The sequence below is a fragment of the Vagococcus sp. QWL-13 genome (genome assembly GCF_058683555.1).
In genome coordinates this window covers 247,745-262,153 of record NZ_CM178746.1, presented here as the reverse complement: position 1 = coordinate 262,153, position 14,409 = coordinate 247,745, and the positions used below count along the sequence as shown (strand labels likewise).

The window sequence follows — 14,409 nt, the reverse complement described above, 5'->3', positions numbered from 1 at the left end:
AAAAAAACTCCCAAAAAATTTGGGAGTTTTTTTGACTAAGCCGGCAAAGAAATCAAAATTTTGAACATGTCTCCGTCTACGATGATTTGAAGCGTCCCTTGATGCAGTTCAATAATAGAATTGGCAATAGCCAGTCCCAAACCGAACCCTTCAGTATTTCTTGAATTGTCCGCCCGTCTAAAACGTTCTACCAGACCGCTAGCTTCCTGATTCAATTCATAATTGGCAATATTTTTCATCTCAAGCAAAATCTCATCATCTTTCTGTTGGAGTTTCAGATGAATCCTTGTGCCGGGCATTGTGTACTTTGCCGCATTACCAAACAAGTTATCCATCACCCGCCAAATTTTATCTCCATCAGCCATCGCTTTAATACTCTCATGAGGTTTATAATACATCAATTTAAGGTCTTTCTTTTTAAAAATCTCTTCATATTCTGCAATAGCCTGCTCCAACAATTGTTTTAAATTGATTGTTGATTTATTTAATAAGACTTCCCCATTGCTCATTTTGGTGACCTCAAATAAATCATCGATTAGCCGCTTCATTCGCAGAGATTTATCACTGATGATTTTCCGGTATTTTTCCTGCTCTTCCGGAGTGTTTTCTGCTTTTTGCAAAAGTTCACTATAAGTAATCAGCGAAGTCAATGGCGTTCGCAAATCATGGCTGACATTGGTCAACAATTCATGCTTCAATCCTTCGTTTTGCTGATTGGATTTTTCTTGTTGTTCAATAATCAAACCTAATCTCTCAACATTTTCCTCCAATCCCCTTAGATTTCCTAATGGAGAGACTTCTGCCCCATGAGTTGTCAATAATTTCTGGGATTGTTCCGTCAAATAAATTGTCTGTTTATAAAATTTTTGATGCCGATAGAGCAGTTTCACACTTACAATAGATAGGCACATTAATAAAAATCTGAAAGGCAGGGAAGAAAAGTCACGGTAAAAATAGTTTTCAAAAATATAGAGTGTTGCAAAAATACCCGGTAAGATTAAAATCAGCACTACAAGAAAAGGCAACCGCTGATAATACACACAAATAATTCTCCACGTTTTCGCAATCAATGTTTCTCTGAACAGCCGTTTTACTCCCAACCATTTTTCCTTGCGAAAGACTGCTGACAATTCTTTGATTGCCGCAATTAAGATAGTCACCCACAGCATCAGCACTGCCCACAGTAGGAATATTTCTCCCAGTGATAACAAAGTTCTATTAAATCCTATCCTGCTAAGAGTATATGCCATTAGGAGACCTGCCCCCAATGAAAGAATGATGCCTACATCTAGAGGGACTTTTTTTAGAATAGCCAGATATTTCAGTCGTTCTTTTTGTGTATATTTCAAATAATGATAAGCAGCAAAAAAGCCGATCAGCAAGAAAATCACACATAAAAACATGCATATTTTAATCGCCTGCTCCCTTTTTTCTACTTCTTTCATCTGTATCATGGCAGGACTATTTTTTTTCATTCCCATAGTGACACTTACTTCTTCACCGAAATCCAAAAACTGATAATCGGTCAACTCCTCTTGATTGATACCTAGTTCATACCACGGAAAAGAAGTGTACATCTTTTGCTGATAGACCGGGTACCCGCTTTTCTTCTCAAAGAAATCTTCGACCTTTTGCTGATTTTTCTCTCGTTTTAGGGAGGGAGTGTTCATCAGGACACGTCCATCATTTTTTGTAATATAGTAATAATAATCGCGATTGATTTCTTTGACACTTTCTGCCAAAGTTTTTTCGGTCTCATCACCATGTTTTTTCAGCCACTGCTTATTAATGTCAATAATTTTTTCTCGGACGATTTTATCATCACTAAAATTATCAATAATCGCCTGAAATTTGGCATCCCGTTCTTTCTTCATTTTTTTTACTTCCTGCTCATCTTCGGCTTTTTTTATTTTGGAAGTATATTGACGGGAAATATCTCCCAGCTGTGTGTCTAAAGACCCATAATAATCACGGTAAAGCTGAACATAGTCCTCGGAAACATTTTCCGGCAAAAGGAGTGATTCCTCATCTTCTGCCAATTTATCTGCCATAGAAATATATGAGACAGGTAAATACAAGTCCCACTGTGCTCCTTTTTCTTGTGCTAAACTGTTTAACCGGAAAAACAATAGCCCAAAAACAATCAAACTTGCCGATATGAGAAAAGCCGACAGCCATAACAGATAATTATTTTTCAATTTTATAGCCAACACCCCACACCACCTTCAGATATTTTGGTTCTTTGGGAAATACCTCGATTTTTTCGCGGATTTTCCGGATATGAACAGACACAGTATTGTCAGAGTTAAAACTGGGTTCTTTCCAGACTGACTCGTAGATATCGTCAATGGAAAAGACTCTGCCGGGAGACTGCATCAGCAACTCCGTGATTTTGAATTCTGTAGGAGTCAACTTCACTTCACGTCCCTCCACGAAAACCTTTTTCTTCAATCTATCCAATGTCAGTCCGCTAACTTCGAGAATATGTGCAGGCTTTTCTTCCTGCTGGTAGTTACCTAAACTCATATAGCGGCGTAAAAGAGACTTCACTCTCGCCAATAATTCCATAGGACTAAACGGTTTCGTCAGATAATCATCTGCACCGATTTGTAAACCTGTGATTTTATCCACTTCCTCATTTTTTGCACTCAACATAAGTATGGGGACATTGTTTTCTTTCCTGATATTATAAGCAGTGAGTGTCCCGTCCAGCTTCGGCATCATAATATCCAAAATCACTAAATGAACTTCTTTGTGGGATAAAATCTCCAAAGCCTCCACTCCGTTCTCCGCTTCCAAAACTTGATAATTTTCTTGTTCCAGATAAATACGGACCCCTTCGCGTATTTCCTTATCATCATCTACTACCAAAATTACTTTTTCCATTTTCTCTCTCCTAACCGTCACTGTTTCTGCTCTTATTTTCCAATCTAATTGCGCCGTAGGTATCCGCAAACTAGTTTCTTTTTTAAACTTGTTAAGCTGGGTGGATACGTTGAAGCTATTTTTAAAGTCCTGCTTGACTCTAATTGCTATAATCTCACTGCTGAGCGGATTTGATATGTTTTGGCTCTCTTTTCAGTTAGAAAAATCTGGAACGGCTGAATCCGCCGCAGTGCCAAAAACAATTAAAATCAAATCCACCATATCAAAAAAACAATCAAAAGTTTGCTCATACTGAACTATACAGTGCCGGACTCAAAAAAGACAGCAGCATTTTCTCCGCTAAAAATAAAAAGAACAGATTTTAGATTCACACTCATTTTAACTGGCCTCCCACAATTTTTTCCCGTTCCATAAAACCATTATAAAAAATGATTCTGAAAAAAATACTAGGATAACTCTTAATTTATTCTTAACTTTATAGACTCTGACCCTGCGTCAGGTGATATGATTGGGATATTATGACAATGCTGGAGGGATGAAATGAAATACGAATGGCGCAAGCGGGACAAGGCTTTGTATTTGCCGAAAAAGTCTCCGGAAGTAATCATGGTGCCAAAAATGAATTATTTGGCCATCACTGGAGAGGGGGACCCAAACGAAGAAGAGTTTTCACACAAAGTTGCGGCCTTGTATGCTTATTCTTATGCTATCAAAATGTCGTGGCGCAAAGGAATTGATTTGCCGGGTTTTTATGACTACACTGTCTTCCCCTTAGAAGGCATTTGGGATGCTAAAACACCGGTCACAAAAGACAAACCTTTAGACAAAAACCAGCTCGTTTACACTTTAATGATCCGCCAGCCGGATTTCTTTGCTGAAGAGATGCTTTCACTGATACATCCCTTAACACTAAAGAAAGTACCGGCAGAATTCAGAAAAAAACTATTCTTTTTAACTTTAGAAGAAGGGTTGGCTGTACAACTGCTTCACGAAGGCAGCTTTGACCATGAGGCAGAGAGTTTCACCCGGATGACTGACTTTTGTAAAAACCAGGGTTATCGGCGTATCGGTCATCAACATAAAGAAATTTATTTATCCGACCCAAGAAAGACCGCTACTGAAAAATTAAAAACCGTGCTCCGCTTTCCTGTAGCACAGACAGAAAAAAACACTCACTAAAATTAGTGAGTGTTTTAATTATCAGTATTTACGTAATGATTATAATTTGTTTACGTTTACTGCTTGAGGTCCACGGTCTCCTGACTCTACGTCAAAAGTAACTGCTTGACCTTCTTCTAAAGTTTTGAATCCGTCGCCTTGGATAGCTGAGAAATGTACAAACACATCGTCGCCACCTTCAACAGTGATGAATCCGAAACCTTTTTCAGCGTTAAACCACTTTACTGTTCCTTCAGTCATTCTAAACTCCTCCTTTTCCCAAAATATTTGTGTAGTTCTTGAATGGAAGTTTAAGGAAAAAGTTTAAAACAACTCACCTGTAGCTCCGTTACAAAAAATCACTAAATTCATTCTACCACAACACTACCCGTTCGGCAAAGGATTTCTGTTATAAAATTAAAATTTTTCTAATAAAGCTTAAAAATTCTTTTGATTGATCTGGTTTTTCAAAATTTTTCTTTACTTCCTGCCAAGTCATAAATGCTTCCTGCTGCTCCAGCAAAACAGCCGCTATTTAAAAAACACTCAATATACTCCTATATGTTTATATAACATATGTTAAAACATAAATAAAAAACATAAATAGTCGAAAAAGTTGCTTAATTTCCGATAGTTAGTTAAACTTTTTTTGAGGCCTTATTTTCGAAAGGAGCTAAATGAATGAACGACCACACCTATGGAACTAATTTAAAAAAAGTTCGTAAAAAAATGAAGTTGTCGCAAAAACAATTAGCAAAAGATATTTGTTCTCAAGCAATGCTTAGCCGTATAGAGAATAATGAAGTGATTCCAAATGCGCTGATCATGAAAGAAATTTGCAACCGCTTAAATATTTCTGTTGAAGAAATAATGGACGGTGAGTCTTCTTCCAGCACACAAGAATCACGGGACTTCCTTGAAAAAATGCAATACTTACATCAAACCCATCAATACACGCGATTGAGCCTGCTGATTTCACAACAGCATTCTCTGCCCGCTTACTGGACCAAGAAAGAACTGCAACTTTACCATTATTATAAAGCGTGTGCGTTGTCTTCTTTAGCTCCACATTCAAACGATGTGCCGAAATTGCTTCAGGAGAGCCTAGATTGCACGTACAGCATTGAGCAGAACAACGCTTCCGATATGGAAATCATTCTTTTAAGTGAGTTGGGGCGCCTGTACTTGAGTCGGGGAGAGACAAATGTCGGACTTGCCTTTATGAAAAAAAGTCTTAACTATTTCAGCTGTAACCCGGCAAAAAGAACTAATATAGAACTTGTGCGTGCCATGTATCACGTGGGGACAGCATTTATCAGCCACCATCTATATAACTTAGCCGAAAAAGCTGTCGAACAAGGAATCACCTGGGCGCAAAAAAAACATATCCTCTATTATCTGGACCAGCTTTTTCTATTGAAGGGGATCATTGAACAAAAACATGAACAAATCCCGGAAACTTTAGAATCAGTCAGGCTGATCGATACATTGACTTCTGCAGCGGTCAGGCACCAAAATCTGTCCGCTGATATCTAAAATCCTGTGACACTGGGAATCTTATAGAAATATTTCTCTAGAAAACAAAAAACTGCCGCTCACCAATGATGGAAGCGGCCATTTTTATATTCACAAACGCGACAGGTCTGCTATTCTCTACCGATGATTCTGACTTCTGTTTCAAGTTTTACATTGTTCTTTTCAAAGATGACTTTTTGAATGTGGCGGATCAGCTCCACATAGTCCGTTGCCGTTGCATTATTCGTATTGACGATAAAGCCGGCATGTTTGGTAGAGACTTGGGCACCGCCCACCATAAACCCTTGCAGTCCAGCCTCTTGAATAAGTTTTCCCGTATAGTAGCCTTCCGGACGTTTAAAAACACTGCCGCAAGACGGGAATTCCAAAGGTTGTTTACTTTCACGCAAACAAGTCAACTCATCCATTCTCGCTTTTATCTCCTCGGCATCTCCCGGTTTCAGGGCGAAGGTGACTGATAAGACTGTCCCTTTTCTCTCCTGCAAACAACTGTGGCGATAGCTAAAAGCCATTTGATCATGAAAGACAGTTTCTACTTGCCCGTCCTCCCATACCACTGTGCAGGACTCGAAAACGTCGGTGATTTCTCCGCCGTAAGCTCCTGCGTTCATATAAACAGCACCACCGATACTTCCCGGTATCCCGCTGGCAAATTCTAATCCTGTCAACGAAGCTCCCAATGCCTGCTTCGTTGTTTCTATCAGGGAAGCACCGCCCTCGACAATTATTTTAGTACCTTCTATTTGAATAGCATTCATTTCTGTCAGCATTAAAACAAAACCTTCAATGCCGCCGTCCCGCACAATTAAATTGCTGGCATTGCCCAGCACCATCCAAGGATAGTGGTTGGCAGAACAATAAGCCACAATCTGGCGCACTTCTTCCTGAGTTTTGGGAAATAACAGTACGTCAGCCGGGCCGCCAGTTTTTGTGTATGTATACTCTGACAACGGTGCGTCAAATTTTAGCTGAATCCCATGTAAATCTTGCTGAATTTGGTTCTTATCCACGCGTCTTTCTCCTCTAAATCTATTTTCTACATTCTACCACGAGTTTTTATAAAAACAATAGTCTCTGCTTTTGTTTCTCATTTTACTCAAATGTCACAAGAGATGTTTCGTAGTCTGCCTCGGACAACAACTTCAATAAACCTTTTTCTCCCGGTAAATGTCCCGCCCCCACAGCAACAAAACTTTGATTTTCCTGCTGCAGATAGTCAGGCAGCTGCTCCATCCAAGCCAAATTCCGCTCAACCAGCAGTAAGTCATTTTGCTCCGCTGACATCCCTGAAGCTTCCGGATTTTCATACATTTCATTAATTTTACCGTCTATGTACGTTTGCAGCAAATCATCCATTGCTTTCTTAAAATTTTCTTTAGTTTCAAGAGTCTCAATCCAAGCATTAATATCTTCAGGTTCTTCGTATAGTTTCGGCAGCACCTGATACTGAAAAGCAACCGTTTCTAAGCCGATATTTTTTTGCTTTTTATTTTTTTTAGCATGGGCACTCAACTGCATATCTACGCCATAGGTAGCGGCGACTGGAGTCATTACTTTCGCCTGAAGCATTTGAGTAACACCAAAACGATTCATCTTAGCAACATCTTTCTCCTGATAACCGTAGTCTTTTAAAATTTCTTGATACTTTGTCCTTGCATCGCTGGTCATGTCTGTCGTCAAAGGTGTCTCTGCGGCCATTGCCTCCTGCGCTTTTTTCCCGGTTTCCGGGTTTTCAAACTCTGACATTTTTATTTCTGTGATAAAGTTGTCGCTTTTTTTCAAATCCATCAATATCCGCTCTGGGAATGGGTACATGCTTTGCTTGCCAATATGGATTGTCCCAATCAGATGCCCCTTCACCTGTCCGTCCTTGACTATCTCATAGTATGGCCACTTGACCTTTGTTTGCTTCTGATTTTCTGTGAGAAGCTCATCAGTTTCTCCTGTGGCTTTTTGAATCTCTGTTTCCTGTTCTTTTCCAGTGCAGCCGCTGAACAGACCTAAACTCAACAAGAGTGCTGCCAGCCACAGTCTCACTTTTTTATTAGTCATTAGATTCCCCTCTTTAGTTTAACTTTTTTATTTCTCAAATCAGATATTTTTATTCCTTTATGTTTATGTTCATCTTTACCTATTCTACCAGTTTTTCCTTTCAAAAAAAACTTTCAACAACAATTGTTATTTATTATTCTTCTCATTTTTTTTGCTGGATTGTTTAGGGTTGGTATTTATCACGTTTTTAGATACAATTAGAACAAACCATAAAAGGAGGCGTCGTATGAAATTTATCTCATGGAATGTCAATGGACTTCGTGCCATCTTAAAAAAAGATTTTATGCAAATTTTCCAGCAGCTGGATGCGGATTTTTTTGCTTTACAGGAAATAAAGTTACAGGAAAACCAAGTGGACATAGTATTGCCCGGCTACCATCAGTATTGGAACTATGCTGAAAGGAAAGGCTATTCCGGAGTTGCAGTTTTTGCGAAAGAAAAAGCTCTCAGTGTCACCTACGGAATGGATATACCTGAACACGACCAGGAAGGACGGGTCTTGACATTAGAATACCCGGATTTTTATCTGGTCAACTGTTACACGCCAAACTCCCAATCTGAACTAAAGCGGCTGGATTACCGGATACAGTGGGAAGATGATTTCCGTTACTATCTCACAGCTTTGGATCAAAAAAAGCCTGTCATCCTCTGCGGTGATTTAAACGTTGCCCATCAGAACATTGATTTGAAAAATTGGAAGACGAACCGGAAAAATGCCGGCTTTACGGATGAAGAAAGAGAAAAATTTTCCCAACTGCTGGATGCTGGCTTTACCGATACTTTCCGTTATTTTTATCCCGACCTTGAGGGTGTTTATTCCTGGTGGAGCTACCGCTTTAATGCCAGAAAAAATAATGCAGGATGGCGGATTGATTACTTTGTTGCTTCAGAAAGGCTGAATCCCCGGTTGAATTCCGCTGCCATCCACACAGATATCATGGGAAGTGATCATTGTCCCGTTGAGCTGGTGATTGATTGAACACAACCAACCTTAAACTAATTATTTTGCTGTTGATTATGAGCCTGTGGATGTTTCCCACTCCTTTTCTTGCGGATGAGGTAACGGAAGAAATAACTGTTCAAGATTTATTTTATGATGCGGAAAACGCAGTGCTTCAAGGTACAACTACTCCTAATGCCAACATCTCAATAGAAAATGTTGTGGGAGAAATCGTTGCAGACGCACAAGGACATTTTGCGATACCCATAGACGAACAATCAAAAACCATCAAACTGATGATTTTTGATTATCTGACAAACCGCTCGTTCTCACTGACGTACGACTTAATCAATCAGACGATTCTTGAGCCTGCTGGAGAAAGCACCCTGTTCTCGTCAACAAAAACTAAAACAGACTCCACTTCCGATAGCGAAATAAAAAAGACTGACGAAAAGTCAAAAAAATCTCTTGCTCCGCCAATTCTGTTTATAGTTATCATCCTTTTAGGCGGCGGCAGTCTAGCTTTTCTAGCACATCAGCATCGGAAAAACTAAGAGAACATCACTTCGTCAGAAGAAGAAAGAAACGTTAAGCATTTAAAATCATACACTTGTAAGAAGATAAAGCGGAAAGAACCAAACAAATAAGAGGTGGAAAAAATGAATTTTATCGCATTGGATTTTGAAACTGCCAACGCCAAAAGACACAGTGCCTGTTCCGTTGCTTTGGCCATCGTTCAAGACAGCAAAATCATCGGGAAATATTATTCTCTCATCAATCCCCAAACTGATTTTCACTGGCGCAACATCCAAGTTCACGGCATTCGTCCGGAAATGGTAAAAGAGGCTCCCACATTTGCTGATATCTGGCCGGAAATCAAGGACTTTTTTCAAAGCAATCATCTAATTGCAGCTCACAATGCACCCTTTGATAATGGTGTGCTGAAAGGCTGCCTTGACTATTACGATCTTGAGCCCGCCCATTTTCTTTCTTTGTGTACTGTCAGAAGCAGTCGCAAGCTGTTTCCTCAATTTGACAATCATCGGTTAAACACCGTTTGTGCTAATCTGGGAATCCGGCTAGACAATCACCATGACGCACTGGAAGATAGTGTTGCCTGTGCTTCCATCGTCTTGGAGCAAGAAAAAAGATTTGGCTCACAGCAATTAAAACAATTCGTTAAAATGGTTTAAAAAAACAGCGGTCTTCTCCTTTTGAAAAGAGAATCCGCTGTTTTTATTAATTATTTTTTGTCCCCGGTGTTGAGCTGATGATGTCAAGATTACCAGAAAGCTTCCATTCTTTTACCGTTGCCGGCAGAATAAAGTGCTGTCCCTTTGTCAACTCCCACTCTTTCCCGTCAATAATAATAGTTCCTTGACCTTCTAACACACTGACCAAAGTATATTTATTTTTCTGATGAAGGGTGACATCGCCCCGTATCAGCCAATGGGCCACATTAAAATAGTCGCTTTCAATTAATGTTTTGAGCTCACTGTCGCCTATTCTTTCAGTTTTTTCTGCCAATGGTGGCACATGATGGGGAATCGTCGTCACGTCAATCGCCTGCTGAATGTGCAATTCTCGAACATTTCCCTGATCGTCTTTACGGTCATAGTCATACACACGATAGGTGGTATCACTGCTCTGCTGTGTCTCCAAAATCATGACGCCGGCACCGATGGCATGAATCGTCCCGCTTGGCACAAAGAAAAAATCCCCGGCTTTGACTTTCACCGATTGAAGCAGCTGGTTCCATTCGCCTTTGTCTATTCTGTCGATAAATTCTTCCTTGGTTTGTGCTGTATGTCCAAACACGATTTCAGCTCCTGGATCAGCAGCAATCACATACCAGCATTCTGTTTTTCCCAACTCTCCCTCGTGGGTCCGTCCGTAATCATCATCCGGGTGGACTTGAACGGAAAGATCATCAGCTGCATCAATAATTTTCGTCAATAAAGGGAACTCTTTGACTCCGGGATTTCCAAAAAGTTCCGGCTGTGTGCTGAATAAATCTGCCAGAGATGTCCCTTGAAATTCTTCAGGTGACAGTACATGGCCCATGCCATTTTCATGGGCACTAATCGCCCAGCACTCCCCTGTTTTTTCGCTTGGAATATCGTAATGATAAATATCCCGTAATTTGGTCCCGCCCCAAATTTTTTCTTGCAATACGGGTTCAATAAAAAGCGGTTTGTTTAAAATCATCCTTATCCTCCTGTTTTTTTCTTTTATTATTATAAAGGTTTTTTAGCTAAGAGTACAATCCGAGACAATCTGTAAAAAATCAGCCCCTCTTCCAGCTGTCAATTTGTTTCTTGTCATAGCCGGCACCATCTTTTTAGTAGGCAAAAAGACTCACTACCGGAGGCAACGTCTTTAAAAAATATTTGTTGCCCCAAGAACTTGCCACAAAGGCCTCTTTATCTTCATCATAACCGGTCAGCGTCACCGTATGAAACCTGCTGTCAACAGTTTTATAGCCTGCATTCTCCGGTGCAATCAGGTGCATGGAGTTAAGATAACATGTCAATGTGACCAATCTACCTGAAGCCAGCTCCTGCCTTGTCTGCACATCACTGCCGCTCCACAACCAGCGCCCGGAAATTTCTTTGCCGTGCCGCTTTGAGAAATTTTGAATGTTTATCCGCAAATCTCCTGCTCTCACTCCGGGATAGAGAAATTTGAATTGAATAGATGTCAACGGGATATGACGCCAATTATTCTCGGCATGATAAAAGGCAAGCAGCAATTCATTAAAATTCACTCGTCCTTGTTCATCAAAATAATTTATACCGTAACGCCATCTAAATTCTGCTGCTTTTCCGGCATATTTTTCTAAAATGATATTCGTTGCCGCCGCAAAACCGCAGCCTTGAAAATTCAATCGCTTCAAATAGCAAAAAATTTCTTTATCTGTTAGTTTTTTCCCTAACACACCTGCTATCAACTGACGGATTTTTTCCTGTTCAGCAGATTGTTTAGTCTCCCATTTGCGCAGCAGTTCTCCTTGATTGGCACCATATCTTCCCCGCCCAGAACTAAAAACCTCAGGATAAACCATTGCTTTGTTTTCCGTCATCCGCCCTGACCCCCATCCGTTTTTATGTCTATATTTCAAACGTATCCAATAATTTGTCTTGCCTTAAATATCAAAGCATCAATTAAACAATCGACACACCTGAATTATAGCATATTCTTCAATTCCTCGACCTGAAGATAAAAAGAAATTAAAAACTGTACAGTTTATTTAGCCAACAGATGATTTAAGGTTAGAGTCATGTTCCTTGACCACTGATTATCAAAGCCAGCTTCAAAAACATGAACAATAAAACAGCTAGAAAAAAACCACGAAATCAAGGATCTGAGAAACGATTTCGTGGATTTTTAATTTATAAATTTCTTTACTTTTGAATTTTAAACTATTTATAGGGCAGCCCTTTTAATATCACAAGCTTAGATGAATCGGATAGGTCAAATATTCCGGATTATCCAATTTTTCTGCTGTTACAAAACCGCTTGGCGCGTAGAGGACAGATGGAATGCGATTAACAATTGTCGCACATGTATGGGAAACGGTGTCAGGCTTCTCAACTGAGAACTTCATTCCTGGCTCACCGATAATTTCCCAATCACACATATCTCCATCATCTTCACGATATACTTTACCGATACATTCCACTTCAAGCTCAATACCTTGATGGGTTTTAATCGTAGTGACTGCGGACATTCCTGTCGCTTCACCTGCTGGAATAGTACGTCCTAAAGTTTCAGAATAAACATCTTCAGCCAAAGTAAACGGTACGCTCTTTTGAGAGATGGAAGCAATCGTCCAGTTCATCTTAGAACAAATCCCTTCTGCAGCATTCCACATGTAAGATGGGAAGCTTTCGGCCTGAGCGATTTCTTTCTCAAATTTATCCATTGTATACCCGGCACCGTGAGCTTCGGCCAAAGCCAAACCATAGTCCTCTACGTTATAGCTGACTGCCCCTTTGACTTTTTTAATATCATTCATTCCTGCCATCATCAAACAAGGCATGTTAATCCAGTAAATATCCTGCATGCCGCTGCCTGTAATTGTCACATTATTTTGCTTGGCTAATTTGTCAAGTTTGTTTGTTTCCACCGGGGACGTATTCCATGGATAGATTGCTTCTTCACAAGTAGTCAGAACATTTACCCCATGTTTTAATGCTAATTCAAAAAAAGAATACATTTCAGGCATATAACTAAGAATCGTCACTACGGCAATATCAGCATCGCAATTTTCAAAAACTTCTTCTGCATTGTCAGAAATTTTCACACCCGTTTTTATACCCAAGTTTGCGAAATCTCCGACATCTTGACCTACAATCTCTGGGTTGTTATCAATAGCTCCGACAATTTCCACACCGTGTTTGTGATAATAACGAAATAGGACTTCTGACATTTTCCCGCAACCATACTGAATCAGTCTTACTTTTTCCATGTGAATGCCTCCTCAGGTTTTTAATTGTTAATATATTCACAATTAAAGTATAATGTCTATAGTAACTATAGAGTCAAGGAGAGTTATGAAAATGGATACATTGATTAAAATAGGGGACTTTGCAAAGTTGAATAATATTTCCATCCAAACATTGCGTTACTATGAAAGCATCCAGCTGCTCCAGCCAGTCAAAGTGGATAAGCTGACGAACTATCGCTATTACGACGTCATGCAGTCGACCATCGTTGACAGTATACAGTTTTTGAAAAGTTTTAATTTTTCACTGGAAGAAATAAAAAATATTTTAGATAAAAGAAATACTGTGGATACACTAAATGAAAAAGTTGAACAAAAATATCTTGAGCTGTCCGCTGAAAAAAAGGCGATAGAAGAAAAAATGAGACTGATTCAATCTTTCAAAGAAACAAATCATATCTACCAGCAAAAAAGCGAACAAAAATCCTTCGAAGTCGCTACCTTGCCTAAAAGAGATATCCTAACATTCCCTATTTCAAAAAATATTTATGAAATGACTCTCTTGGAATATGAGCTGCACCTGCGCCAATTCAAACAGAGCCTCGTAGCCCATCGTATCCCGGTGTATCAATTTAATCGTGTGGGGTCTATCATGTCCCAAGACAATTTCCGGCACGAGAATCTTGACTCTAGAATGATGTTTATCTTTTGTGATAGACAGTTCAGCCGCTTGGAAAATTTCACCACACTGCCGCGGCAGCAATATGCTATCCATTATTGTGATGCTTTCGAGGAGGAAGCAGCGGAGATCTTAGTCTTGAAGAAAAAGCTAGAGGAAAGAAATCTGCAAGTCGCCGGAGATTATATTTGCGAAGTGGTTTATGAAATCCCTCATTCCAATCAGCTCTCACGGAACATGTTTATCCGTATGCAGGTCCCGGTTTTTTGACTTGTTTTTTGATTGAACAAAATTGATGATTAACATACTCTTGAAAATAGCTTCGCATATTTTTTATTTTCTAATGACAGCCAGTAAGAAAAGATTTTTCAAAGAAGTAAGCAGTTGGGAGATTTATCAAAGAGGAGATTATGTAGATTTGTTGAATTTATTTCAAATCCAACAAATCTACATAATCTCTCCATAATTTTTCCTTATAATTATTTTATAGCCAAAAGGATGTAACAAAAATGGCTCATTACTTAGCCGGTAATCAGATACAATCGCAACCTACTTCAATCCGCAAGAGGGAGCGGTTTTCTCTGGTTAATCTTACTGGTTATCGGTATGATAGTGTTGATGACTTTTTTTAACTAAAAGACATATCCCATAAGATGTAAAATATCCCTTATCAAGAGTTCGACAAGATAATTTTAGCTGAAAAAATGCTGT

14 protein-coding genes are annotated in these 14,409 nt (G+C 39.5%); 6 read left to right on the top strand and 8 right to left on the bottom strand.

Annotation, left to right across the window (positions count from 1 at the left end; genetic code table 11):
• Positions 1–35: 35 nt before the first annotated feature.
• On the bottom strand, positions 36–2,213 hold the full coding sequence (locus AC4PHI_RS01350) for a histidine kinase dimerization/phospho-acceptor domain-containing protein (protein ID WP_492200539.1): 2,178 nt from the start codon (positions 2,211–2,213) through the stop codon (positions 36–38).
• Entirely contained in the window at positions 2,188–2,886 is a 699-nt protein-coding gene (locus AC4PHI_RS01345) for a response regulator transcription factor (protein ID WP_492200538.1), read from the bottom strand. Before AC4PHI_RS01345 ends, AC4PHI_RS01350 begins: the two co-directional genes overlap by 26 nt.
• Before the next feature lie 540 nt (positions 2,887–3,426).
• Between AC4PHI_RS01345 and AC4PHI_RS01340 the strand changes: the two genes are divergently transcribed.
• Positions 3,427–4,065 carry a GyrI-like domain-containing protein gene (locus AC4PHI_RS01340; protein ID WP_492200537.1) on the top strand — a complete coding sequence of 213 codons (639 nt, stop codon included), beginning with the start codon at positions 3,427–3,429 and terminating at the stop codon, positions 4,063–4,065.
• Positions 4,066–4,104: 39 nt separating this feature from the next.
• Here AC4PHI_RS01340 and AC4PHI_RS01335 read toward each other — a convergent pair whose 3' ends face one another.
• Positions 4,105–4,305, bottom strand: coding sequence for a cold-shock protein (locus AC4PHI_RS01335; RefSeq protein WP_492200536.1), 201 nt, complete (start codon positions 4,303–4,305; stop codon positions 4,105–4,107).
• Positions 4,306–4,725: 420 nt separating this feature from the next.
• Here AC4PHI_RS01335 and AC4PHI_RS01330 point away from each other — a divergent pair, with 420 nt between their 5' ends.
• Entirely contained in the window at positions 4,726–5,580 is an 855-nt protein-coding gene (locus AC4PHI_RS01330) for a helix-turn-helix domain-containing protein (RefSeq protein WP_492200535.1), read from the top strand.
• 110 nt (positions 5,581–5,690) lie between these two features.
• Here the strand turns inward: AC4PHI_RS01330 and murB are convergent, their stop codons facing one another.
• Both murB and AC4PHI_RS01320 read right to left on the bottom strand, forming a co-directional pair.
• A complete protein-coding gene (gene murB / locus AC4PHI_RS01325) occupies positions 5,691–6,590 on the bottom strand; it encodes a UDP-N-acetylmuramate dehydrogenase (protein ID WP_492200534.1) in 900 nt (299 codons plus the stop codon).
• Between the two features lie 82 nt (positions 6,591–6,672).
• The gene (locus AC4PHI_RS01320; protein WP_492200533.1) at positions 6,673–7,632 is read right to left on the bottom strand and encodes a TraB/GumN family protein; all 960 of its coding nucleotides are present in this window, start codon (positions 7,630–7,632) and stop codon (positions 6,673–6,675) included.
• A 226-nt stretch (positions 7,633–7,858) separates the two neighbouring features.
• Here AC4PHI_RS01320 and AC4PHI_RS01315 point away from each other — a divergent pair, with 226 nt between their 5' ends.
• From AC4PHI_RS01315 to AC4PHI_RS01305, 3 genes are all read left to right on the top strand, one after another.
• Positions 7,859–8,611: an exodeoxyribonuclease III gene (locus AC4PHI_RS01315; RefSeq protein ID WP_492200532.1), complete on the top strand. Its 753-nt coding sequence runs from the start codon at positions 7,859–7,861 to the stop codon at positions 8,609–8,611.
• Positions 8,608–9,126: an Ig-like domain-containing protein gene (locus AC4PHI_RS01310; protein WP_492200531.1), complete on the top strand. Its 519-nt coding sequence runs from the start codon at positions 8,608–8,610 to the stop codon at positions 9,124–9,126. The genes AC4PHI_RS01315 and AC4PHI_RS01310 overlap by 4 nt, the downstream gene beginning before the upstream one ends.
• Before the next feature lie 105 nt (positions 9,127–9,231).
• Positions 9,232–9,765, top strand: a complete 534-nt coding sequence (locus AC4PHI_RS01305) for a 3'-5' exonuclease (protein ID WP_492200530.1) — start codon at positions 9,232–9,234, stop codon at positions 9,763–9,765.
• Positions 9,766–9,811: 46 nt separating this feature from the next.
• On the opposite strand, the gene manA is transcribed toward AC4PHI_RS01305, so the two are convergent.
• The 3 genes from manA to AC4PHI_RS01290 form a co-directional block, all read right to left on the bottom strand.
• A complete protein-coding gene (gene manA, locus AC4PHI_RS01300; RefSeq protein WP_492200529.1) occupies positions 9,812–10,780 on the bottom strand; it encodes a mannose-6-phosphate isomerase, class I in 969 nt (322 codons plus the stop codon).
• Positions 10,781–10,913: 133 nt separating this feature from the next.
• On the bottom strand, positions 10,914–11,654 hold the full coding sequence (locus tag AC4PHI_RS01295) for a hypothetical protein (RefSeq protein WP_492200528.1): 741 nt from the start codon (positions 11,652–11,654) through the stop codon (positions 10,914–10,916).
• Between the two features lie 366 nt (positions 11,655–12,020).
• A complete protein-coding gene (locus tag AC4PHI_RS01290; RefSeq protein ID WP_492201509.1) occupies positions 12,021–13,049 on the bottom strand; it encodes an NAD(P)H-dependent amine dehydrogenase family protein in 1,029 nt (342 codons plus the stop codon).
• 85 nt (positions 13,050–13,134) lie between these two features.
• Here AC4PHI_RS01290 and AC4PHI_RS01285 point away from each other — a divergent pair, with 85 nt between their 5' ends.
• Positions 13,135–13,968 carry a MerR family transcriptional regulator gene (locus AC4PHI_RS01285; protein WP_492200527.1) on the top strand — a complete coding sequence of 278 codons (834 nt, stop codon included), beginning with the start codon at positions 13,135–13,137 and terminating at the stop codon, positions 13,966–13,968.
• Positions 13,969–14,409 lie beyond the last annotated feature (441 nt).

Coding starts and splice junctions, on each gene's coding strand:
- AC4PHI_RS01295 (WP_492200528.1), bottom strand. CDS start 11,654: ATGACGGAAAACAAAGCAATGGTTTATCCTGAGGTTTTTAGTTCTGGG.
- AC4PHI_RS01345 (WP_492200538.1), bottom strand. CDS start 2,886: ATGGAAAAAGTAATTTTGGTAGTAGATGATGATAAGGAAATACGCGAA.
- AC4PHI_RS01340 (WP_492200537.1), top strand. CDS start 3,427: ATGAAATACGAATGGCGCAAGCGGGACAAGGCTTTGTATTTGCCGAAA.
- AC4PHI_RS01315 (WP_492200532.1), top strand. CDS start 7,859: ATGAAATTTATCTCATGGAATGTCAATGGACTTCGTGCCATCTTAAAA.
- AC4PHI_RS01285 (WP_492200527.1), top strand. CDS start 13,135: ATGGATACATTGATTAAAATAGGGGACTTTGCAAAGTTGAATAATATT.
- AC4PHI_RS01320 (WP_492200533.1), bottom strand. CDS start 7,632: ATGACTAATAAAAAAGTGAGACTGTGGCTGGCAGCACTCTTGTTGAGT.
- AC4PHI_RS01335 (WP_492200536.1), bottom strand. CDS start 4,305: ATGACTGAAGGAACAGTAAAGTGGTTTAACGCTGAAAAAGGTTTCGGA.
- manA (WP_492200529.1), bottom strand. CDS start 10,780: ATGATTTTAAACAAACCGCTTTTTATTGAACCCGTATTGCAAGAAAAA.
- AC4PHI_RS01305 (WP_492200530.1), top strand. CDS start 9,232: ATGAATTTTATCGCATTGGATTTTGAAACTGCCAACGCCAAAAGACAC.
- AC4PHI_RS01330 (WP_492200535.1), top strand. CDS start 4,726: ATGAACGACCACACCTATGGAACTAATTTAAAAAAAGTTCGTAAAAAA.